This window comes from Agrobacterium sp. CNPSo 3708 (genome assembly GCF_028674915.1).
In the GTDB taxonomy this organism is placed as follows: Bacteria; Pseudomonadota; Alphaproteobacteria; order Rhizobiales; family Rhizobiaceae; genus Agrobacterium; species Agrobacterium cavarae.
The window spans coordinates 699966-723105 of sequence record NZ_JAQZSF010000002.1 but is presented as its reverse complement, the minus strand read 5'-3'; the positions used below and the strand labels follow the sequence as shown (position 1 = coordinate 723105).

Sequence of the window (23140 nt, the reverse complement as noted above, 5' to 3'; positions counted from 1 at the left end):
TGAGTCTCGATAAACCCCCGATCGTCAGATCGGGGGGATCTTGCCGAGCGGAATGAAGCCGCTGACGGTGGCGCGGCCACGATCGACCACCAGATCGACGGATGTATGATCACCGCCACCTGCGAGCGCGCCAAGAAGCTTGCGGGCGGTGTCGATGGTGGATTGAAGCTGCGGGAAGGCCTGTTTGGCATTGTCGGCCCAGTCACCCAGCTTTTCGATCTCCAACTTGAACTTGCCCGACAGATAGCCCTGATCATCAAAAGCAAACGGGCCGCTGATGCGCATGATGCGACCATCGCCAATATCGAGCATCACCCGGCGCAATTCGCCGCTTGCACCGTAAAGCCCGGTCGTATCGCTGCCATCGATCATACCGGCCTTGCCGGCAAGGGTGACGTCGGCGATGGCGTTGAGGCGCGGCAGGATCTGCGGCCAGCCCTGAACGACTGTGGCGGCGTCGTTCAGCGTTACAGCGCCGTCGAGATCGGCGCCGTTCTGGCGCAGATGAACCTCGGTTTTGGCGGCGTCGAAGTCGATGGTCTGGTTAGTCACAGATGAGACGGCTTGCGCCTTCAATCCGTCGATCACCAGCGAGGTGCGATCGATGCCCTTGAGCTTGGTGACGAGGCTCGATTGCAGGTTCGCCCATTGCGCCGAGACCGTGAGGCCATGCGGTGTGCGGATTTCAGCTGGCGAATCCAGCTCCCAGACGATGTGGCCCGGTGCATAGACCTGCGCTGCCGAGCGTAGAGCCCCGAAGGATGTGGTCACGCCGGTTTTGGTATCTTCGACATTCACCTTGGAGCAGAAGAGGCCAATGCGGAAGGGATAGCCCCGGAAGGCCATCTCGGTGCATTCACCCTTGATGCTGGACGTGCCGCCGGGCGCAATCGCCTTGATTACCGTTTCTTCCAGCCTGTTGGCGGCATAGAACCAACCCGCCGTGTAGATGGCGATGACAAGCACGATGCCGAGCCCGAGAAAAAGGAATTTTCTGCCTGTACGGGATTGGCTTGACGTTGCCATGATGATCTCCAATGCTGCGCGGCGTAGAATAGTGATTTGGCGTGCGATATGGACGATTTTTGGGTCTTTGGCTACGGTTCGCTGATGTGGAACCCCGGCTTCCCTTTTGAGGAGCGTCAGCGGGCGCGTTTATTCGGCTACCGGCGGGCGCTTTGCATCCGCTCTAACCACTACCGCGGGACGGAGGAAAGGCCGGGGCTGGTGCTGGGTCTTGAGCGTGGCGGGTCCTGCCTTGGCGTTGCTTTTCGGGTCAAGGCATCGGGCCGCAAGCCTGTGCTCGATTATCTGCGGGAGCGGGAACTGGTGACGAATGTCTACAAGGAACGCCTGATCATGGTGAGCCTTGAGGACGGTCGACGGCTGAACGCGCTGACCTATGTGGCAGACCCTTGCCACCCGCAATATGTCGGTGGTCTGGAGGTGGATGATGCCGCCTCGATCATCCGCAATGCGGAGGGCAGTTCAGGCCCCAACTCGGATTATGTCTTCAACACGGTCGAGCATCTCAAGGCCATCGGCATTCGCGATGTCCTGCTGGAAAAGATTGCCGCTCATGTCGAGGACGAGGCTGGGACGAAGTAGCGCCCCGTTGAAATCCATCCTGTCTGACAAACGAAAACGCCGCGGATGTTTCCATTCGCGGCGTTCGTGTTTCAATCGATCTTCGTCAGGAGGAGTGGGTTTGGGTGGCCTCCGGCGGTGGCTCCTGTTTTTCCTCGTGCTCCGTGACGGGCCGCTTGGTGCGCATCAGCGTCAGCACGAAGACGAAGAAGGCGGGAACGAAGAAGACCGCAAGGATTGTGGCCGAGATCATGCCGCCCAGAACACCGGTGCCGATGGCGTTCTGACTTGCCGCACTTGGGCCGGTCGCAATCGCCAGCGGCACCACGCCAAGCGTGAAGGCAAGCGAGGTCATGATGATCGGGCGGAAGCGGACGCGTGCTGCCTGAACCGCAGAATCCAGGAGCGACTTGCCTTCCGCGTAATAATCCTTGGCGAATTCAACGATCAAGATCGCGTTCTTGGCCGAGAGACCGATGATCGCGATCAGACCCACCTTGAAGTAGATGTCGTTCGGCATATCCCGGACCATGACCGCCAGGACCGAGCCGATGATGCCGAGCGGAACGACCAGCATGACCGCAAGCGGAATGGACCAGCTTTCGTAGAGGCCTGCCAGAAGCAGGAACACGAAGAGAATGCTGAGGCCGAAGAGGAAGGGTGCCTGGGAGCCGGACTTGATTTCCTCAAGTGCCTGGCCCGTCCACTCGTAACCGACACCGGCCGGAAGTTCCGAAGCGATGCGTTCCATTTCGGTGATCGCCGCGCCTGTGGAGTTGCCGGTAGCTGGAGCGCCGGAGATACGGATCGTCGGATAGCCGTTATAGCCGACGACCTGTGGCGAACCCTTCTGCCACTGAGCAATGGCAAAGGAGCTCAAAGGCACCATGCCACCGCTCGAGTTGCGGACGTTGAGCTTCAGCAGGTCTTCGACCTGAAGGCGGTCGCGGTCCTGCGCCTGCACGATGACGCGCTGCATGCGGCCGGCATTCGGGAAGTCGTTGATATAGGACGATCCGAGATTGGCGGTGATGGTGTTGTTGATATCCGCGAAGGTCACGCCAAAGGTGTTGGCCTTTTCACGGTCGATCACCAGCAGCACCTGGGCCGCGTCCGGCAGACCTTCGATACGCATGCCCGTCAGGATCGGACTTTGGCTCGCCTTCTGCATCAGTTCTGCGGCTGCGGCAGAAAGGGCCGCCTGGCCGATGCCGTTACGGTCCTGCAGACGGAAGGAGAAGCCGCCGGACGTACCGAAGCCTTCGATCGGTGGAGGCGAAAGGGCAAAGGTTGTCGCATCCTTCAGGCCGAAGAGCTTCATGTTGGCCCGGTTGGCGATATCCTGCGCCGAGTTGCCAGAACCACGCTCGCTCCAATCCTTCAGCGTCACGAAGGCAAGTGCGGCGTTAGCGCCGTTGCCGGAGAAGCTGAAGCCCTGGATCGCGACAATATCCTTCACGGCAGGGTCGGCCTTGAAGATCGTCTCGATCTGCTTGATGGACGCGAGTGTGCGGTTCGCGCTGGCCTCTGGTGGGCCCTGGATGTCCACGATCAGGAAGCCCTGATCTTCATCCGGCACGAAGGCGCTTGGCAGGTTGATGAAAAGATAGCCGAGACCCGCGACCAGTGCCAGATAGATCACCATCATCCGGCCTGCTCGCTTGGCCGTGCCGGTTGCCGTCTTCGTATAGCCGTTTGTCAGGCTGTCGAACTTGCGGTTGAACCAGCCGCCGATGCCGCGCTTTTCGTGATGTCCCTTTGGAATGGGCTTGAGGAACGTCGCGCAGAGCGCGGGCGTCAGCGACAGGGCGAGGAAGGCCGAGAACAGGATCGACACCACCATGGTCAAGCTGAACTGGCGGTAGATAATACCTGTCGATCCGGGGAAGAAGGCCATGGGAATGAAGACGCAGGAAAGAACCAGTGTGATGCCGAGGATGGCGCCGGTGATCTGGCGCATCGCCTTTTGCGTCGCGGCCTTGGGAGACAGACCTTCCTCGGCCATGATGCGTTCGACATTTTCGACCACGACGATGGCGTCATCGACGAGGATACCGATGGCAAGCACCATGGCAAACATCGTCAGCACGTTGATGGAGAAGCCTGTCGCATACATGATGGCGCAGGTGCCGAGCAGCGCCACCGGCACCACGAGTGTCGGGATGACCGTGTAGCGGAAGTTCTGCAGGAAGACGAACATCACCACGAAGACGAGGATGATGGCTTCCACCAGCGTGTGCATCACCTTCTCGATGGATGCGGAGACGAAGGGGCTGGTGTCATAGGGAACGCTGTAGGCAACGCCCGAAGGGAAGAAGCGCGACAGTTCCTCAAGCTTTGCCGTCACCGCTTTCGAGGTGGCGACCGCATTGCCGGTGGAGGAAAGCTGGATACCGACGGCAGCACTTGGCTGGCCATTCAGGCGGCTCGAGAAGTTGTAGGTTTCTGCACCAAGTTCGATCCGGGCTACGTCCTTCAAGCGAACGGAGCTGCCGTCCGGGTTGGCGCGCAGAACGATGTTGCCGAACTCTTTCGTGTCGGTCAGCTGTCCCTTGACGAGAACGGTGGCCGTCAAATCCTGGGAGACCGGATTGGGGGCTGCGCCGATCTGGCCTGCGGCCACCTGGGCGTTTTGGGCGGTGATGGCGCTGTTGATATCGGCGGCTGTCAGGTTGAGGCCGACAAGTTTGTCGGCATCGATCCAGACGCGCATGGCACGCTGGGCGGAGAAAAGCTGGGCGCGGCCAACACCGTCGATACGGCGCAATTCGCCAAGAACGTTGCGGTTGAGATAGTCGCCGAGCGCCACCTCGTCCATGGTGCCATCGGTAGAGGTGAGCGTAATGAACATCAAGAAGCCGGAGGAGGCTTCTTCGACGGTCACGCCCTGCGAGGCGACGGCAGAAGGAAGGCGTGCCTCCACGCGGCGGATGGCGTTCTGCACATCCACCGAGGCCTGGTTGATGTTGGTTCCGGCCTGGAAGGTGGCGTTGATCGAGACCTGACCTGCTGTATCCGAGGTGGATTCGAAATACATCAGGCCTTCGACGCCATTCAACTCGTCTTCGATGAGACGGGTCACGCCCTGATAGATTTCCTGCGGCGAGGCGCCGGGATAGCTGGTGGAAATCGTCAGCTGCGGCGGTGCCACCTTTGGATACTGCGCGATCGGCAGGAAGGGGATGGCGATGATGCCGGCAATCGAGATGAACAGCGCAAAGACCCAGGCAAGGATCGGCCGTCTGATGAATAGCTGTGCCATGAGGTGACCTCACTGCTTCGGCGGTTGCGCTGCGGCATCGGCAGGCTGTTGCGGCTGCCAGGGTTCTGCTGCGATCTTGCCGCCAGGCTGAACTTTCTGTGCGCCGTCGACGATGATCTTCTCGCCCGTCGACAGACCCTTATCGACAACCCATTCGGTATCGACAGCCTGTCCGAGTTCGATCGGGCGGGCTTCGGCGGTGCCGTCATCCTTGGCGATATAGACCATCGGCTTGCCCTCGGCGTTGCGAAGAACGGCGCGTTGGGGAATGGTGATCGCGTCCTGGCGGACGGCCTGCTCGATGCGCACGCGTACATACATGCCGGGCAACAGGTTGCGCTTCGGATTGGGGAATTCCGCACGCAGCGTCACCTGCCCGGTGGTGGCATCGACGCTGGCGCTGGCAAAGAGCAGGCGGCCGGCATCGGCGTATACAGTGCCGTCATCGAAGACGAGACGGACACTCGCCTGATCCGGGGCGGGGCTTGCCAGCTTGCCGTCTTCCACCGCACGCTTCAAAGCCAGCATGTCCTGCGCCGATTGGGTGAAATCCGCATAGATGGGGTCGATCTGCTGGATCAGCGCGAGGTTCTGAGTGCCGTCCGCTGTCACGAGCGCGCCTTCGGTCACCAGTGCCGCACCGATGATGCCGGTAATGGGCGCGCGGACCTCCGTATAATCGAGGTTGATCTTGGCTTCATCGAGTGCTGCCTGCTGGAGCGCGACATCGGCATCCGCCTGTGCGAGGTTTACCGCGGCGGTGTCGTATTCGATGCCGGTCGCGACATTGCGTTCGCGCAGGTTCTTCTGGCGTTCCAGCTGCTGTCGGGCGTTGGCCTGCGTTGCCTGCGCGCGCTGCAGCGCGGCCTCAGCACTCTCCACGCGCACCTTGAAGAGCTTCGGATCGATCCGGTAGAGAACGTCGTCCTTCTGCACCAAGGTGCCCTGCTGGAAGACACGTTCCAGAAGAATGCCGGAAACGCGGGCGCGCACTTCCGCCACGCGCGTTGCGGCGACGCGGCCTGGCAATTCGTTGACGACAGGAACGGCGCGTGCCTTCAACTCGAGAACGCCAACGGCGGGCGGGGGCATCTGCATGCCGCCTTCCTGCGCATGCAGCGACTGTCCCGACAGCACGATCATGCCACCAAGGAACAGGCTCGCAAGGCGGGGCAAAGCTTTTCTGCTCAGCATTTTTTCAATCCTCGTCTTCATCGCTATCGAGCGATCGTCATTTTTTATCGGGTAAGGAAGCGTAGATGTCTTTGATACCATCCAGAATCTCGTGTCGCTCGCTGGTCTCCCAGCGGTGGAAATCGAAGAGCTCCATGCAACAAAGACCCGTGAGGGCAAGGTAGGTCAGAAGGGCTGCTTTCGGGCGCGGCCCGGCTTTCATCGCCTCGAGGTCGGCCTTCGTCCATGACCGCATGCGCTCATGAACATTTTCCTCGCTGGACATGGCGGCTGAAATGGCGAAGCAAACGGCGCGGTCGATATCGTCCGGTGCCTCTTCCGCAAGACTGATCCGGCCGAAAAGCTCGGGGTGAGGAGCCTCGCTGTGCGAGCCGACGGCGTCGCGAATACGGGCCTCCTCGGCAGACATGTGCCGATCGATCAGAGCTTCGAGAAGCGCACTTTTCGACTTGTGGTCATAGACCACGCGCGACTTGCTGACGCCGGCCTCCTGCGCCACCGCATCGATGGAAAGCCCCGCCGCGCCGTCGCGCATGACAACGCGCTCGGCGGCGTCGAGAATATCGTCGGTGCTGATCTTGCGGGTTCTAGCCATGAAACGTCCTTTGTCGGAATTTAAGTACGAACGTTCGTTTTTAAAATCAAGCGGTTTCTCGCGCCTGCGCAGATTTGGTCCTTATTATTTGAATGATGGCTAATAGGCGTTTCTTTATAAATGCTTATAAAATGCTGCCGCGCAATATGACCGAAGCCTGTGCGCCCGTCTTGCCGTCCTGCTCACGCAAATTTGACATGGCGAGAGGACGTGCAAAGCGATCGCTGGGCGCGCGTTATCTCGAGCGCCTAATGGCTACCGGGAACGTGTCGAGCGAAGTTGAAAGCTCGAAGAGGCTTATGACAACGTCTGTGCCGCGTTGATGGATGAGACGAAACGTCGTGTCCGCTCCTGCTGCGGGTTGCGGAAGATGGCGTCGGAACTGCCCGTCTCAACCACTTTGCCGGCTTCCAGAAACACGACGAGACCGGCGATCGTTGACGCTAGGCGCAGATCATGTGTCGCCATGACCATGGTCGTGCCTTCTCGCGCCAGTTGGCCCAGGACCTCGACCACTTCCGCCGACAGTTCAGGATCGAGCGCCGATGTGGGTTCGTCGCAGAGCAGCACCTTGGGCGAGGGCGCAAGCGCGCGGGCAATGGCGACGCGCTGCTGCTGGCCGCCCGACAGGTTTGCAGGCCAGGCATCCGCCTTGTGCGCCATGCCGACCTTTGTCAAAAGCTCCATCGCTCTCGCACGGGCCTTTTCCATCGGCCATTTTTGCACGACGAGCAGGCCTTCCATGACATTTTCGATCGCGGTTTTGTGCGGGAAGAGCTGGAAGTTCTGGAACACCATACCCGTCTGGCGGCGAATTTTTTGAATCTCCTGCCACGCGACCCTTCGACCGTTATGGAAGGAGACGCTATCGGTGCCGATCCGTACGGTGCCTTCGCTTGGCAGTTCAAGAAGGTTGATGCAGCGCAGAAGCGTGCTCTTGCCGCCGCCTGAAGGCCCGACGAGAGCCGTCACGCTTCCTTCGGGAAAGCCGAGCGTGATGTCCTTGAGGATTACGGCATCGCCGAAGCGCTTTTCGATGGCATTGAGTTCGATCATCGGTTGCTCTCCATCATGCCGCCATATCGGGCAAAGCGGGTTTCAAGTCGCGCCTGCAGGGTCGATAGAACGGAACTCAGGGCAAGGTACATGAGAGCTGCTTCGATATAGAGGATCAACGGTTCGTATGTCGTGGCAACGATGCGCTGGGCCGACTGGAAGAGTTCCGGCACGGTGATAGCCGCTGCCAGCGAGGTGTCTTTCACCAGCGAGATGAAGGTGTTCGACAGAGGCGGGACGGCAACGCGCCCTGCCTGCGGCAAGATCGTGCGCTGCATGGCCTGACGCCAGTTCATTCCCGTCGAGAAGGCAGCTTCCCACTGTCCCTTGGGCACGGACGAAATGGCGGCGCGAATGATCTCGGATGTATAGGCGCCGACATTCAGCGTGAAGCCGATGAGGGCTGCGGGAAAAGCATCGAGAAGGATGCCGATACTCGGCAGTCCGTAGAAGATGACGAAGAGTTGGACGAGAAGCGGCGTTCCCCGGATCACCCAGACATAGAAGCGGGCGAGGAGAACAACGGGCGCCGGACCGAACAGCCGTGCGACCGCTGTCGCCAGCCCGAGTGCCAGGCCAAGGACGAAGGAGAGCAGGGTCAGCGGTATTGTGAACTTCACCCCGGCCCACAGAAGCGTGGGGAGCGAATCCATCATCAATTGCAGCCAATGCGGCACGAAGAAACCCTCAAAACAAAAAGGAAGCCCGGCTGTTGCCGGACTTCGTCTGCGAATGATCTATAAGAGAGGATATAGCAGATGCGGCGCATCCGCTATTTAGAAAGAGCTTACTTGGAAACGTCCTGACCGAAATAGGTGTCGGAAATCTTCTTGTAAGTACCGTCGGCCTTGATCTCTTCCAGCGCCTTGTTGATGGCGGCGACCAGTGCGTCATCGCCCTTGCGAACGATGATGCCCGAATAGTCCGCATCCGGCTTTTCGGCGACGATCTTTACCGGTGCCTGCGGCTGCTTCTTCTTGAAGTCCAGGAAGGACAGGCTGTCATTGACGGTCGCATCGGCGCGGCCGGTTAGGACGAGCTGGATCGACTGGTCGAAACCATCGGTGCCGACGAGTTCGGCGCCCGCTTCGGTCGCAAGCTTGCCGAAGTTGCTGGTCAGCGATTGCGCCGACTTCTTGCCCTTCAGGTCTTCAAAGCCCTTGATATCGGTGTTCTTGTCGCTGACGATAAGCACGGCTTTCGAAGCAATGTAAGGCTCTGAGAAAGCGTATTTCTGCTTGCGCGCTTCTGTAATGCCAACCTGGTTGATGACGGCGTCATAGCGCTTGGAATCAAGGCCAGCGATCAGGCCATCCCACTTGCCCTCGATGAATTCCGGCTTCACGCCAAGCTTCTCGGCAACGGCCTGGCCGATTTCGACATCGAAGCCGACAAGCTTGCCGCTGGCATCATGGAAGGTGAAAGGAGCGTACGTACCCTCGGTGCCGATCTTGATGACACCGGCGGACTTGATCTGATCGAGGTTTTCTCCCGCCGCAGAAGGAGAGATCAGCACGGCGTGGAGCGCAATCGTGGTTGCGGCCGTCGTTACGATTGTCTTGAGCAAGCCCATTGGTATTTCCTTTTCCCTATGTCCGGATAACGTCGCTCCGGTTGATGTGTCATCCCACAAAGCGTGACGCCTTAAACGGCAGAAACGTTCAAAAAGATGCGGTGATGGAGAATATTTTTGCTGCTTTTTAACTCTGTTGCTGGTCTCCCTCGGAATTGCCGCCTAAGCACGCTGGAAGATGATATCGATAATCATTTCCTATCGATGCAATCGGTAAATCCAACTTAAAACTATCACATCTATTGGCTAAGACATGAACCGCGAGGAGCGCCGCGCTGCTTCCGTCTTCGAAGATGGGATCATAGCGCGACGAGCGAGCGGCTCATATTATTTCCGCAACCGCGCTTCATTAAATTTGATGACTTGATTGAGCAAAGCAGGAGAACATCATGGACAATCCCAACGCAGCCGCGGGCAAGTGTCCCGTCGCCCATTCTTCCCCGCGTGGAAGAGGCAATCGTGACTGGTGGCCCGATCAGCTGGATATCCAGAAGCTTCACCAGCATTCCAGCCTGTCCGACCCGATGGGCAAGGACTTCGATTATGCCGAAGCATTCAAGTCGCTAGACCTTGATGCCGTCAAGAACGATCTGCATGCGCTGATGACGGACTCCCAGGACTGGTGGCCAGCCGATTTCGGCCATTACGGCGGTCTCTTCGTTCGTATGGCCTGGCACAGCGCCGGTACCTATCGCATCACCGATGGCCGCGGCGGTGCCGGCATGGGCCAGCAGCGTTTTGCGCCCCTCAACAGCTGGCCGGACAACGCCAACCTCGACAAGGCGCGTCGTCTCCTGTGGCCGATCAAGCAGAAGTACGGCAACAAGATTTCCTGGGCAGACCTGATGATCCTGACGGGCAATGTCGCGCTCGAATCCATGGGCTTCAAGACCTTCGGTTTTGCCGGCGGTCGTGCAGACGTGTGGGAACCGGAAGAGCTCTACTGGGGCCCGGAAGGCACATGGCTCGGCGATGAGCGCTACAGCGGCGAGCGCCAGCTCTCCGAACCGCTCGGCGCGGTGCAGATGGGTCTCATCTACGTCAACCCGGAAGGCCCGAACGGCAATCCGGATCCGGTTGCCGCGGCCCGCGATATCCGCGAAACCTTCGCCCGCATGGCGATGAACGACGAGGAAACGGTTGCTCTCATTGCAGGCGGCCACACCTTCGGCAAGACGCATGGTGCGGGCGACCCGTCGCTGATCGGCGCAGAGCCGGAAGGTGGCGCGCTTGAAGACCAGGGTCTGGGCTGGAAGAGCAAGTTCGGCACCGGCGTCGGCAAGGATGCCATTACCGGTGGACCGGAAGTCACCTGGACGCAGACACCGACCCAGTGGAGCAACTTCTTCTTCGAAAACCTCTTCGGTTTCGAGTGGGAACTGACCACGAGCCCGGCGGGTGCAAAGCAGTGGGTGGCGAAGAATGCAGAGCCGTCCATTCCCGATGCCTTCGATCCGTCGAGGAAGAAGCTGCCAACCATGCTGACGACGGACCTGTCGCTGCGCTTCGACCCGGAATATGAGAAGATTTCGCGTCGCTTCCTGGAGCATCCGGAACAGTTTGCCGATGCTTTCGCTCGCGCATGGTTCAAGCTGACCCATCGCGACATGGGTCCGAAGGTTCGCTACCTCGGCCCGGAAGTTCCGGCCGAAGACCTGATCTGGCAGGACGTCGTTCCAGCCGTCGACCATCCGCTGATCGACGATCAGGACATTGCCGAGTTGAAGGCAAAGGTTCTGGCGACCGGTCTTTCGGTGCAGGAACTGGTGTCCACTGCCTGGGCGTCCGCTTCGTCCTTCCGTGGTTCGGACAAGCGTGGCGGTGCCAATGGCGCACGCATTCGCCTGGAGCCGCAGAAGAACTGGGAAGCCAACCAGCCTGAGCAGTTGGCAAAGGTTCTCTCGGTTCTCGAAGGCGTCCAGCGTGACTTCAACGCGGCTCAGACGGGCGGCAAGCAGATCTCGCTTGCCGATCTCATCGTGCTGGCGGGTGCTGCCGGAATCGAGAAGGCCGCGAAGGCTGGCGGACAGGATGTAACCGTACCGTTCACCCCTGGCCGCGCCGATGCCTCGCAGGAGCAGACCGATGTTGCCTCCTTCGCCGCACTCGAGCCACGCATCGATGGCTTCCGCAACTATGTCAACGAGAAGCGCCATCAGTTCATGAAGGCAGAGGAAGCACTGATCGACCGTGCGCACCTGCTGACCCTGACCGGTCCTGAAATGACGGCGCTCTTGGGTGGCCTTCGGGTTCTCAACGTCGGCAAGCCAGAGCATGGCGTCTTCACCGATCGTCCCGAAGTTCTGACGAACGACTTCTTCGTCAACCTTCTCGACATGAGCACCCAGTGGGCTCCGGTCGCTGGCGAGAAAGGCATCTACGAGGCGCGTGACCGCAACACCAACGAGGTGAAGTGGACCGGTACGCGCGTCGATCTGATCTTCGGTTCGCACTCGCAACTGCGGGCCTTCGCCGAGGTCTATGCCTCCGCCGATGCCGGCCGCAAGTTCACCAAGGACTTCGTTGCTGCCTGGAACAAGGTGATGAACGCCGACCGCTTCGATCTCGTCTGATTTCTGAAGCTGACACACAATGAAAGGGTCGCGATGAAAGTCGCGCCCCTTTTCGGTTAAAGCGCCGTGCGTCCTATTGGGCCCACAAAGGACGCTTTGCCTTTTTGAATCTATGCATCGTGCTTTCCGAAAATCGAGTCCGATTTTCGGGCCGAAGCTGTAGCCTGAAAATAAAAAGGCCACCCGCACTCGACGGATGGCCTGCGGGCGTGTCGACTTGATGATGCTTAAAGCGTGCCGTTTCGCTGCTGGATCATCATGTAAGTATCATAGGTGTATTCGGCGATCTGCGCCCAGAGATAGGCATCCTTCTTGAAGGCCTGCTGGCTCTCGTAGATGGTCTTGAAGTCCGGGTTCACCGAGGAAATGCCTGCATAGGTTTCGACCGCTGCCTTGTGGCAGACATCGAGGATTTCCTGGCTGAACGGGCGAAGGATCGCGCCTTGAGCCACGAGTTCCTTGAGCGCCTTGGGGTTCTGCGCGTCGTAGCGCTCCAGCATGTAGGCGTTACCCGCAGCGCAGGCGTCTTTCAGGATGCGCTTGTAGTTTTCCGGCAGGCTGTTGTACTTCTCCAGATTGATGAAGGCGTGAACCGCGGGGCCACCCTCCCACCAGGCGGGATAGTAGTAATATTTGGCGACCTTGTAGAAGCCGAGCTTCTGGTCGTCATAGGGGCCGACAAATTCGGTGGCGTCGATCGTGCCCTTTTCAAGGGCGGCGTAGACATCACCGCCGGCGATCTGCTGCGGCGTGACGCCAACCTTCTGCATGACCTGGCCGGCAAGTCCGGCGATGCGCATCTTCAGGCCCTTCAGGTCATCGATGGTGTTGATTTCCTTGCGGAACCAACCGCCCATCTGCGCGCCTGTATTGCCGAGCAGGATGGAATAGATGTTGTGCTTGGCAAAAAACGCGTTCAGCAGATCGTTGCCGCCGGCCTGATTAAACCAGGCATTGGTCTGGCGAGCATTGAGGCCGAAGGGAATAGCGGTGCCGAGGGCGAAAGTTGGGTCTTTGCCGACATAATAATAGGAGCAGGTATGCGCCATCTCGACTGTTCCGGCGCTGACTGCATCTGCCGCCTGGAGAGCCGGAACGATTTCACCGCCGGCAAAATGTTGGATGACGAAGTTGCCGCCCGAGGCTTCTTTCACATGATCGGCAACCAGCTGCCCCGCGCCAAAGAGAATATCCAGCCCCTTGGTGAAAGAGGACGTCATGCGCCATGTGATCTGCGGGTTTTCCTGCGCGATAGCGGGTGCTGCGAGGGCTGCTGCTGTAACGCCTGCGCCGGCGGCGCCCGCGTTTCTGATAAACGATCTGCGATCCATCACTGATTGCCTTGACTGAAGCTTCGGCGAACCGCTTGGTACGCCTCCCGCCGATGTAATAACCACGTCCGATTGCAGCCTTCAAGACAATAGTGGTGATATTTCGGCCAGCCTTGGGTAACCCCAAGTTGAGATCGGCAAATTCGTCAAGTGCCGCGTGCCGGATCGTCGAAGGCGGGGTTGTAGAAGAGCGAGAGTGTCAGACTTCTGGCAATGCGGTCTGCGGTCTGCATGAACCACGCATGCGCTTGCCCGGTGGGCGCGATCTCATCCAGCGTCTGCGAAAACAATGTCAGCCACTGGGGAAAAAGATCGGCGCTCATGCCGCCGACACCCATATGCGCCTGGACAGGCTTTCCGCCATAGGCCCCGGTCTTGAATGCAACGGAAGACCAGAAGCTCTTCATCTTTTCCATGTGCTCCGGCCAGCGGCCTGAAAGCCGGTTGTCGAAGACGGGTCCGAGCATGTCATGCGCACGGACACGCTCGTAAAAGGTCTCGACCAGTCTGGAAATAAATGCCGCATCGACACCCATGCGGGCCATATCCCTTTCGGCGCGTTCCTGCATTGCCGCGCTGTGGGCCGCTCTTGCTGGAATGTCTTCACTCATCAGTTATCGGGTCTGCCTTGGATGGGGTGGAACGCATTGTGGCATGGGTTGTTAACCATGCCACCGGTGGCCTCGCCGTCATTTACTTATTGCAAAGGGAAATGACCGAGTTTGGGCTCGCTGGAATGAATACCAGGAGCAATGGAAGATGGCCAGAATTCTCATTACCGAAGACGAAGACGCTCTGCGTACGTTTGTCGCCCGGGCACTTCGCCTGGATGGACACGAAACCCACGAGGCCGCCGATGGCGAGCAGGGGTTCGAAAAACTGAGCGAACAGGATTTCGATCTTCTCCTGTCCGATATCCGCATGCCGGTGATGGACGGGATCGAACTGGCGCATCGTGCCTCGACGCAATATCCCAACCTCAAAATCCTGCTGATGACGGGATATGCCGAACAGCGTGAGCGTGCGGACGATCTCGTTACCAAGATCATCGACGTCGTTCCCAAGCCCTTCGCGCTGCCGGATATCCGCCTTGCCGTGGCTCGCGCTCTCGCGGCCTGATCAGACAGCGGAGACACTGCGCGATGGGTTTGCGAACCTGTCGCTTCTGCGGCTTTCGCCGTCTGCCTGAAGCAGGCCGCAGTATTTTGCATGCGTAACTGCCGCATGCTCTTTAAAGGCATGAAAACACCCACCATATTCTGGCTAAGCAAGCCGCGGCGATCAAATGCGCCAAGGCTTCGCGGCACTTGCAAATCCAAGATGTGAGATGCCGAAAAGGGGTCTGCCGCTTACGGGGGCTCCAATCCCAACGTTCCGATCTGTGCCGAAAGCGGGCAGGCCGGCAAAGGAGGCTAGGAATATGAACATTGAAAAATACTCAGAGCGGGTCCGCGGATTTCTTCAATCCGCCCAGACCTATGCGCTGGCGCAAAACCACCAGCAGTTCGCAGCCGAGCATGTGCTCAAGGCGCTGCTCGATGACGACCAGGGTATGGCGTCCTCGCTGATCGAGCGCGCAGGTGGCGATGCAAAGGAAGCGCGGCTTGCCAATGATGCGGCGCTGGCCAAATTGCCCAAGGTTTCCGGCGGCAATGGCGGCCTCTCGCTGACAGCGCCGCTCGCGAAGGTCTTTGCGACCGCTGAAGACGTGTCGAAAAAGGCAGGCGATAGCTTCGTGACCGTCGAGCGGTTGCTTCAGGCGCTCGCGATCGAGACCTCCGCATCCACCTCCTCGTCGCTCAAGAAGGCGGGCGTGACGGCGCAGGCACTCAATCAGGCGATCAATGATATCCGCAAGGGCCGCACGGCCGATAGCGCCAATGCCGAACAGGGTTTTGATGCGCTGAAGAAATTCGCCCGTGACCTGACGGAGGAAGCGCGCGAAGGCAAGCTCGATCCGGTGATCGGTCGCGATGACGAAATTCGCCGCACGATCCAGGTTCTGTCGCGCCGCACCAAGAACAACCCCGTGCTGATCGGTGAGCCGGGCGTCGGTAAGACGGCCATCGCCGAAGGCCTGGCGTTGCGCATCATCAATGGCGACGTGCCGGAAAGCTTGAAAGACAAGAAGCTGATGGCGCTCGATATGGGCGCGCTGATTGCGGGTGCGAAGTATCGCGGTGAGTTCGAGGAACGTCTGAAGGCTGTGCTGAATGAGGTTCAGGCAGAAGCGGGTGGAATCATCCTCTTTATCGATGAGATGCACACGCTGGTTGGTGCCGGTAAGGCGGATGGCGCGATGGATGCTTCCAACCTCCTGAAGCCTGCTCTTGCCCGTGGCGAGCTTCACTGCGTCGGTGCAACCACGCTCGATGAATATCGCAAGCACGTGGAAAAGGATCCGGCACTTGCCCGTCGCTTCCAGCCGGTTCTGGTTGACGAGCCGACGGTCGAGGACACGATCTCGATCCTGCGTGGTCTGAAAGAGAAATACGAGCAGCATCACAAGGTCCGTATCTCGGATTCGGCCTTGGTTGCGGCTGCGACGCTTTCGAACCGCTACATCACCGATCGCTTCCTGCCGGACAAGGCCATCGACCTGATGGACGAAGCCGCATCGCGTCTTCGCATGCAGGTAGACTCCAAGCCGGAAGAGCTGGACGAACTGGATCGTCGCATCATCCAGCTCAAGATCGAGCGCGAAGCCTTGAAGCAGGAGACGGATGCGTCTTCGGCCGACCGGCTGAAAAAGCTTGAGGATGAGCTGACTGATACGGAAGAAAAGGCGGATGCCCTGACGGCCCGTTGGCAGGCGGAAAAGCAGAAGCTCGGACATGCTGCGGACCTGAAGAAGCAGCTCGACGAAGCACGCAACGAATTGGCGATTGCCCAGCGCAACGGTCAATTCCAGCGCGCCGGTGAGTTGACCTACGGCATCATTCCAGGCCTGGAAAAGGAACTGGCGACGGCGGAAGAGCGCGACAGCAACGGTGCCGCCTCCATGGTGCAGGAAGTGGTGACGGCGGACAATATTGCCCATGTCGTCTCCCGCTGGACGGGCATTCCCGTCGACAGGATGCTGGAAGGTCAGCGCGAGAAGCTGCTGCGCATGGAAGACGAACTCGGCAAGTCCGTAGTCGGCCAGGGCGAAGCGGTTCAGGCCGTGTCGAAGGCGGTGCGCCGTGCGCGTGCCGGCCTTCAGGACCCGAACCGTCCGATCGGCTCCTTTATCTTTCTCGGCCCGACGGGCGTAGGTAAGACGGAGCTGACCAAGGCGCTGGCGCGCTTCCTCTTCGACGACGAAACCGCGATGGTTCGCCTCGACATGTCGGAATATATGGAGAAGCACTCCGTTGCCCGGCTGATCGGTGCGCCTCCCGGCTATGTCGGCTATGAAGAAGGCGGTGCTCTGACGGAAGCGGTTCGCCGCCGGCCGTATCAGGTCGTGCTGTTCGATGAGATCGAAAAGGCGCATCCGGACGTCTTCAACGTCCTGTTGCAGGTGCTGGATGACGGCCGTCTGACCGATGGCCAGGGCCGCACCGTCGATTTCAAGAACACCATCATCATCATGACCTCGAACCTCGGTTCGGAGTTCCTGACGCAGATGGGCGACAGCGACACGGTGGAGTCTGTCCGCGAAATGGTGATGGAGCGCGTGCGCGGTCACTTCCGCCCCGAATTCCTCAACCGTATCGACGACATCATCCTCTTCCATCGCCTGCATCGCGATGAGATGGGTGCGATTGTCGATATCCAGCTTCGCCGCCTCGTTTCGCTGCTCAGCGATCGCAAGGTGACGCTCGACCTGGACGAGGATGCCCGGATCTGGCTGGCCAACAAGGGTTACGACCCTGCCTATGGTGCACGCCCGCTAAAGCGTGTCATTCAGAAGTCCGTTCAGGACAGGCTGGCCGAGATGATCCTGGGTGGCGAGGTTCCTGATGGTTCTACCGTCAAGGTGACCTCCGGTACCGACAGACTGCTGTTCAAGGTCAAGCAGCCATCTGTGCATGATGGCGTGGCAGACGCCGCCTGATTTGATTAAGGGCTCCTTCGGGAGCCCTTTTTCGTTGTTGCGGTTTTATCGAGAAGAGACAGACTTACTCTGCGTCACCAGTGACGACGCCGACGAAAGGCAATTCGCGGAAGGCATAGGCCACATCCATGCCGTAGCCGACGACGAAGTAGTCCGGGCATTCGAAGCCGACGAAATCAGCCTCCAGATCTTCCTTGCGCTTGACCTTCTTGTCCAGCAGCACGGCGATGGAGACGTTGCGGGCGCCACGCTCGAAAAGCAGTTCCTTGGCAAAACGCAGCGTGCGACCGGATTCGAGAATATCGTCGATCAGAAGAACGTCGCGGTCCTTCACGTCGCTGTCGATATCCTTGACGATCTTGACGCCTTGCGAAACGGTGCCGGTGCCGTAGCTGGAAAGCGTGATGAATTCGACTTCCGGTGCAAGGCCGCTATCGTGCAGCGCGCGGATGAGGTCGGCAGCGAAAATGAAGGAGCCCTTCAACACCGCAATGACCAGCAGGTCCTTTGTCGGGCCCTGGGCGATGTGCTTTGCCATGTCGCGGTTGCGCTCGGCGATCTGGTCGGCGGTGTAAAGCGGCTCGATGTTTTTTCCACGAACGACGGGCATTGTGTCTCCTGCATTGCTTCGCAACCAGACAGAACCTGCCGGCGGATGAAATGAAGGGGCTGCGGTAGCACAGTCAGCGGGCGGAAGCATCCGTTTCGATAAAGGAAAGCTTGATTTCTGGCGTTTTTCCACCGGGATGGCGCAGTTTTGCCGAGAAGCCATGGCTCTGGCCGGGACCGATCTCGGTGATGGGCGGCTCGATCAGCATGCTGGCGATCTTCTCTCCCTTGGCAGCGAAGAGGTCGGCGCGGATGGAAGGAACCTCCTGAATGTTGTCGGTTCTGTTATCGACAATGCCGTTGATGACCAGGACTTCCATCCCGCCAGCATCCTGCGGGGTGATGCTGATATGCGAGATGGCAAGAGGTTCAGGCGGGGCCTCGACGGCCGGTCTTTCCGTTGGAAGCACGGAAAATCCACCGGACATGAAGAACATGCCGACGGCTGCTGCCGCGACGACGGCCGAATAGCCGTCGACCGAAAGCGAGGAGAGCTTGCGATCGATCCATGCGATCATCGCCTGAAATGTCTCGAGCGCACCGACGGTCCTGCGCTTGCCTTGTTGATAAGCCGCGCGTCGATTGTCGTTTCCGTAGTCACGAAAGACCGTTTCCTTTACGGTCACGAAGTCGGCGTCGATCGTTTCCTGTCGCGTCACGGCTCTTGTCTTTGGCCGGGCAGCAGGGGCATCTGGCATCAAAAGGTCGTAATCATGTGCCGATTGTTTGCGAAATGGACGGAACATAGCCATGAAGTTCCCTTGGTCAGTTTTTCAGCCCGAGTTCACCCCGGGCATTGAAAGGAATCTTGACCAGTCGTAAATTTAATTGGTTAACGCTTCGCAAAGATCGACTGCGTCGAGCCGCGTTTCCCGCCGTTTGCGGGCAAAAAGCGGCAGGGCGGAGATTTAAAGACGCTCAAGCGGATCGGAAAAGAAAGAGACTGGAAAAGCGTTGATCCATTTCGAAAATGTCGGGCTGCGTTACGGCATGGGCCCGGAAATTCTCAGGGACATGACCTTCGATATTCCCAAGGGTTCCTTTCAGTTCCTGACCGGGCCGTCCGGCGCGGGCAAGACGACGCTTCTGCGCCTGCTGCTTATGTCGCTGCAGCCGACGCGCGGTCATATCCGCATGTTCAATCGCGACATCTCGCGCATCCCGAGAAGCGAGCTTCCGATGCTGCGTCGACGCGTCGGCATCGTCTTTCAGGATTTTCGCCTCCTTGATCATCTGACGACCTATGAGAATGTCGCCTTGCCTTTGCGTGTCCGCGGCAAGGAAGAAAGCGCCTATCGCAACGATGTCATCGAGCTTTTGAAGTGGGTCGGTCTGGGAGAGCGCGTCAACGTTCTTCCCGCCATTCTTTCGGGCGGAGAAAAGCAGCGCGCCGCGATCGCGCGCGCGCTGATGGACCAGCCGGAGATCCTGTTGGCCGATGAGCCGACCGGTAACGTCGATCCGCCCATGGCCAAGCGGCTGCTCAATCTCTTTCTGGAACTCAACCGGCTGGGCACCGCCGTCGTCATCGCCACGCACGATTTTGGCTTGATGGATCAGGTGGATGCGCGCCGGATGATTCTGACCGAAGGGCGGCTCGACATCTATGAATGAGATGAACCGTAAGACGCTGAAGCCGAGAGCACCGCAGCAGGGCGCACCGCAGATGCGCATCCGCCCGATGGCGCCGATCCTGCCGCCATCCAACATTCAGGGCAACGCGCTGATCGTCGTCATCGCCATCATGGCCTTTCTCGCCTGTCTGACGCTCGGTGCCGTCAGCATGGTACGCGCCACCGCCGCCAGCTGGCAGAGCCAGATTTCGCGGGAAATCACCATTCAGATCAAGCCCGAAGACGGGCTCGATATGAATGCGGCGCTCAACAAGGCCCGCAATCTTGCGCTGGGTTTCGTCGGCACGCGCGAAGGCACGATCATGGACGACGCCGCGACAAGTCGCCTCCTGGAGCCGTGGCTGGGTTCGGGTCTTGATCTCTCCGAACTGCCGGTGCCGCGCCTCGTGATCATCACCATTGATGAAAACAACCCGCCGGATTTCGAAGCCATGCGGGCAATGCTGAAGACCGAAATCCCGCAGGCCTTTCTGGATGATCACCGCACTTGGGTGGATCGCCTGGTCTCCATGGCTCATACCACGGTGATGATCGGCGTCGGCGTGCTGGTGCTGGTCTTTACCGCCATGGTGCTGACGGTGATCTTTGCCACGCGCGGTGCACTCTCCGGCAACCGGCACATTGTCGAGGTCCTGCATTTCGTCGGCGCCGAAAGCAGCTTCGTCGCGCGAGAATTCCAGAAGCACTTTCTGAAGATCAGTCTCAAGGGGTCAGGTGCCGGCAGTGCTGTCGCGGCGTTCGTCTTTCTTGCGGCAGGCTTCTGGCAGTCGCGATCGCTTGCAACGCCGCAAAGCGATCAGGCGACCGCCTTGTTCGGCTCATTCTCGGTCGGCATCGACGGTTATCTCGGTATCCTTATGACGATGATCATCATCTCGTTGCTGACGACGATTACGGCGCGCATGACGGTCATTCGCACCATTGATGAGATCGACCGCATCCGTTCCGACCCGTCGAAGAGCGATGGCTTATAGGGGCGTTAGTGGTCGAGGACCGGGCACAACCGCCTGTTCCTTGCCATAGTCCCTGCTTATGGTAACTCATGGCAATGAGTCGCATAGACCGGCATGATCATATGGCTGATTCGCCGCGGAACCGAATGTTCTCGCGACGCGGGCCGTTGCGCCGCTTCATCCGTATCGCCATCCTCGTTTTCGTCGTGACTGCCGGTGCCGTTTTCGGCGGATTTTTGTGGTTTGCCGATTCCGTTGCGACCATGCGACCGCCGGAAGGCGCAAGAGCCGATGCCATCATTGTCCTGACCGGAGGTTACCAGCGGATTGACCAGGCGGTCGGGTTGTTGCGCGATAAGGTCGGAAAGCGGCTGCTCATTTCAGGCGTGAACCCATCCACGACACGCGCGCAAATCAGGAGGATGACGCAGAGTTCTCCCGATCTCTTCGCCTGCTGCGTCGACATGGGCTACAAGGCGATCGACACGATTGGCAATGCCAATGAGGCTGCAGGGTGGATACGCGACAAGGGCTACACCTCGATCGTCGTCGTTACCAACAATTACCATATGCATCGAAGCCTGCATGAGCTCAGAAGTGCGAGTCCCAATACTGAGTTTATCGCCTATCCGGTCATCAACTCGGATTTGAGCCGCACCAACTGGTTCGCCAATCCCGACGTGTTGCGCACCATGATCTCCGAATACGCGAAATTCGTCGTCGCCGCACTTCGCGACCTGACGGGCATCGGCAAAGGCAATGGCCTGAGAGACTGAACGGTCGATCCGAAAAACCTTGCGCTGTCTCGGCCACGACCTTCTTGCTGGATAGCTCTTGCTGCATGGCCCCGGTTTCGTGTAGGCGTTGCCCATCTGCGCTGGCGTGAAGAGGCACCCGTCTTCGGCTCAAGCGCCCGGAGACGCCAGACACATGCTCAGACTACGTTCGGTTCTGTTCAACACCTTCTTCTATCTCAATCTCATCCTGCGCATGATCGTGCTGACGCCGATCTACTTCATCGTGCCGCGCAAGCTTGCCTATGAGATCCCGAAGAACTGGGCACGTTCCAACCATTGGCTGATGAAGACGATCGTCGGAACGACTTTCGAGGTCGAGGGTCTGGAAAATATTCCGCAAACCGGCTGCATCTTCGCGCCGAAGCACCAGTCCTTCTGGGACACCTACGCGCTGCTGCCGGACTTGAAGGACCCCGTCTATATCCTGAAGCGTGAACTGATGTGGATACCGCTTTTTGGCTGGTATGTCGCCAAGCAGCGCATGATCCCGGTCAATCGTGCTGCGCGCGGCAAGGCTATGCTGAAGGTGATGGACCGCGCCAAGGAGGAGATGGCGAAGGGTCGCGAGTTGATCATCTATCCGGAAGGCACGCGCCGTCCACCGGGGGCGGAGCCGGAATATCGTTACGGCATTGCGCGCCTTTACCGCGATCTGAAGGTGCCGGTGGTACCGGTGGCGATGCATCCCGGCCTTTTCTGGCCACGCCGGTCCACCATGCGCTATCCGGGGCACTTCAAGGTGCGCATTCTGCCGCCGATCCAGCCCGGTCTCGATCCGGATACTTTCTTCAAGACGTTGATCGAGGTGACGGAAAAGGCGAGCGACGAACTGCTCATCGAGACGGCGCGCAACAATCCCGACCTGCCTATGCCGCCGACCGCGCAGAAGCGGCTCGCCGAGTTGGGTTTCTCGCGCGTCTAACGCTCGTGATCCACGGCTTCGAATGCGGGGCCTTAGTCACGTACGCCGACGAAACGCTTATAACCTTGCTTCCCACCATTTTGTTTTGGTTGCAATAATTTATAATATATCTTAAGGTTGCATCTTGGCTTTCTATTAAGAAATGGCGAAAGTGGGGGAAGATGGCCGGTACTGAGACAAAAATCTTGTCGGTTTCACACTTTGTCGAAGAAGTCATGAAGTGGACGCTTGACGGAGAACAGCCCGTGGCATTCCGTGGTCAAGCATTTGATCAGTGGCACACTCAGCCAAAGCTCTACCGCGATGGAGTGGGCATTGACCATAAAGAGAAAGAGGCTGTTAGAGACCTTATTTCTATTCACCCCCAAGAGTTCCGAGATGATCAAACGATGTTTGATCGCCTCGTCCGGATGCAGCACTTTGAACTGCCAACTCGGTTACTCGATGTCACAACAAACCCTTTGGTAGCACTCTATTTCGCTACGGCACCTTTTTCCCTAAAGGGTTCTCAGAAAAATGGAAAAGTTCAAGCCATATTTATTCCTGAGAAGCGCCGGAGATATTATGACAGTGATAGAGTGAGTTGTATGGCGAATATCGCTAACCTCACGTCTAAAGAAAAGTCTGAATTGACGACTGCGCTTAAGTTGGAGAAAGAGGAGTTCAATAAACAGGCAGTTGTGCTCAAATTGATCAGCTTTGTACGAGCTGAAAAATTTCATTTCACTCCGGACATAGATCCTGCCGACATTAAACTACCTGTTTTCGTGAAACCAAAGATGAACAACCGGCGGATCATAGCTCAGCTAGGAGCTTTCATCCTCTTTGGAAGAAAAAGAAGTTTACTTCCTACCGACTCCGGTCTCAAGCTTAAGAGGCTTATCATAGAACACGATAAAAAGGCGGCAATTAGGATACAACTTGACCGCCTAGGTCTCAACGCAGGCTCCCTGTTTCCTGAGATTGACAAAGCGGCACAAATTATCGCAGACCGCTACGCAACAAAGGCATAGCT

20 protein-coding genes are annotated in these 23140 nt (G+C 58.6%); 9 read left to right on the top strand and 11 right to left on the bottom strand.

Features of this window, described 5'->3' with window-relative positions:
- Nucleotides 1-24: 24 nt before the first annotated feature.
- Entirely contained in the window at nt 25-1026 is a 1002-nt protein-coding gene (locus PVA19_RS06270) for a DUF2125 domain-containing protein (protein WP_274101605.1), read from the bottom strand.
- Nucleotides 1027-1074: 48 nt separating this feature from the next.
- On the opposite strand from PVA19_RS06270, the gene PVA19_RS06265 reads away from it, so the two are divergent.
- Entirely contained in the window at nt 1075-1608 is a 534-nt protein-coding gene (locus PVA19_RS06265; protein ID WP_274101604.1) for a gamma-glutamylcyclotransferase, read from the top strand.
- Nucleotides 1609-1693: 85 nt separating this feature from the next.
- Here the strand turns inward: PVA19_RS06265 and PVA19_RS06260 are convergent, their stop codons facing one another.
- The 6 genes from PVA19_RS06260 to PVA19_RS06235 form a co-directional block, all read right to left on the bottom strand.
- Nucleotides 1694-4849 (bottom strand): efflux RND transporter permease subunit, encoded by a 3156-nt coding sequence (locus tag PVA19_RS06260; protein ID WP_274101603.1) that lies wholly within the window; start codon nt 4847-4849, stop codon nt 1694-1696.
- 9 nt (nt 4850-4858) lie between these two features.
- On the bottom strand, nt 4859-5992 hold the full coding sequence (locus tag PVA19_RS06255) for an efflux RND transporter periplasmic adaptor subunit (RefSeq protein WP_443111630.1): 1134 nt from the start codon (nt 5990-5992) through the stop codon (nt 4859-4861).
- Between the two features lie 88 nt (nt 5993-6080).
- Complete coding sequence (locus tag PVA19_RS06250; protein WP_062445326.1) at nt 6081-6638, bottom strand: TetR/AcrR family transcriptional regulator; 558 nt, start codon at nt 6636-6638, stop codon at nt 6081-6083.
- A 297-nt stretch (nt 6639-6935) separates the two neighbouring features.
- Nucleotides 6936-7694, bottom strand: a complete 759-nt coding sequence (locus tag PVA19_RS06245) for an amino acid ABC transporter ATP-binding protein (RefSeq protein WP_153310771.1) — start codon at nt 7692-7694, stop codon at nt 6936-6938.
- Nucleotides 7691-8371 (bottom strand): amino acid ABC transporter permease, encoded by a 681-nt coding sequence (locus tag PVA19_RS06240; protein ID WP_274101602.1) that lies wholly within the window; start codon nt 8369-8371, stop codon nt 7691-7693. The genes PVA19_RS06245 and PVA19_RS06240 overlap by 4 nt, the downstream gene beginning before the upstream one ends.
- Nucleotides 8372-8481: 110 nt before the next feature.
- Complete coding sequence (locus PVA19_RS06235; protein WP_062427612.1) at nt 8482-9267, bottom strand: amino acid ABC transporter substrate-binding protein; 786 nt, start codon at nt 9265-9267, stop codon at nt 8482-8484.
- 389 nt (nt 9268-9656) lie between these two features.
- On the opposite strand from PVA19_RS06235, the gene katG reads away from it, so the two are divergent.
- Nucleotides 9657-11840 carry a catalase/peroxidase HPI gene (gene katG, locus PVA19_RS06230; protein WP_274101600.1) on the top strand — a complete coding sequence of 728 codons (2184 nt, stop codon included), beginning with the start codon at nt 9657-9659 and terminating at the stop codon, nt 11838-11840.
- Between the two features lie 227 nt (nt 11841-12067).
- Here katG and PVA19_RS06225 read toward each other — a convergent pair whose 3' ends face one another.
- The gene (locus PVA19_RS06225; RefSeq protein WP_111847403.1) at nt 12068-13171 is read right to left on the bottom strand and encodes a TRAP transporter substrate-binding protein; all 1104 of its coding nucleotides are present in this window, start codon (nt 13169-13171) and stop codon (nt 12068-12070) included.
- A 146-nt stretch (nt 13172-13317) separates the two neighbouring features.
- Complete coding sequence (locus tag PVA19_RS06220; RefSeq protein ID WP_274101599.1) at nt 13318-13782, bottom strand: group III truncated hemoglobin; 465 nt, start codon at nt 13780-13782, stop codon at nt 13318-13320.
- A gap of 148 nt (nt 13783-13930) precedes the next feature.
- Here PVA19_RS06220 and PVA19_RS06215 point away from each other — a divergent pair, with 148 nt between their 5' ends.
- Together PVA19_RS06215 and clpB are read left to right on the top strand one after the other, a co-directional pair.
- Nucleotides 13931-14290, top strand: a complete 360-nt coding sequence (locus PVA19_RS06215; RefSeq protein ID WP_062427616.1) for a response regulator — start codon at nt 13931-13933, stop codon at nt 14288-14290.
- Nucleotides 14291-14591: 301 nt separating this feature from the next.
- Nucleotides 14592-17210: an ATP-dependent chaperone ClpB gene (gene clpB, locus PVA19_RS06210; protein ID WP_274101598.1), complete on the top strand. Its 2619-nt coding sequence runs from the start codon at nt 14592-14594 to the stop codon at nt 17208-17210.
- Nucleotides 17211-17274: 64 nt separating this feature from the next.
- On the opposite strand, the gene hpt is transcribed toward clpB, so the two are convergent.
- Both hpt and PVA19_RS06200 read right to left on the bottom strand, forming a co-directional pair.
- The gene (hpt, locus tag PVA19_RS06205; RefSeq protein WP_062427617.1) at nt 17275-17820 is read right to left on the bottom strand and encodes a hypoxanthine phosphoribosyltransferase; all 546 of its coding nucleotides are present in this window, start codon (nt 17818-17820) and stop codon (nt 17275-17277) included.
- 73 nt (nt 17821-17893) lie between these two features.
- Complete coding sequence (locus tag PVA19_RS06200) at nt 17894-18565, bottom strand: FxLYD domain-containing protein (protein ID WP_274101852.1); 672 nt, start codon at nt 18563-18565, stop codon at nt 17894-17896.
- Nucleotides 18566-18773: 208 nt separating this feature from the next.
- On the opposite strand from PVA19_RS06200, the gene ftsE reads away from it, so the two are divergent.
- The 5 genes from ftsE to PVA19_RS06175 all read left to right on the top strand — a co-directional run bounded on the left by ftsE (nt 18774) and on the right by PVA19_RS06175 (nt 23138).
- Nucleotides 18774-19433: a cell division ATP-binding protein FtsE gene (gene ftsE, locus PVA19_RS06195; protein WP_062427619.1), complete on the top strand. Its 660-nt coding sequence runs from the start codon at nt 18774-18776 to the stop codon at nt 19431-19433.
- On the top strand, nt 19426-20427 hold the full coding sequence (locus PVA19_RS06190; protein ID WP_274101597.1) for a cell division protein FtsX: 1002 nt from the start codon (nt 19426-19428) through the stop codon (nt 20425-20427). Before ftsE ends, PVA19_RS06190 begins: the two co-directional genes overlap by 8 nt.
- A 68-nt stretch (nt 20428-20495) precedes the next feature.
- Complete coding sequence (locus PVA19_RS06185; RefSeq protein WP_062427621.1) at nt 20496-21182, top strand: YdcF family protein; 687 nt, start codon at nt 20496-20498, stop codon at nt 21180-21182.
- A 154-nt stretch (nt 21183-21336) separates the two neighbouring features.
- On the top strand, nt 21337-22125 hold the full coding sequence (locus PVA19_RS06180; RefSeq protein ID WP_062427622.1) for a lysophospholipid acyltransferase family protein: 789 nt from the start codon (nt 21337-21339) through the stop codon (nt 22123-22125).
- Nucleotides 22126-22286: 161 nt separating this feature from the next.
- The gene (locus PVA19_RS06175) at nt 22287-23138 is read left to right on the top strand and encodes an FRG domain-containing protein (protein WP_113265485.1); all 852 of its coding nucleotides are present in this window, start codon (nt 22287-22289) and stop codon (nt 23136-23138) included.
- Nucleotides 23139-23140 lie beyond the last annotated feature (2 nt).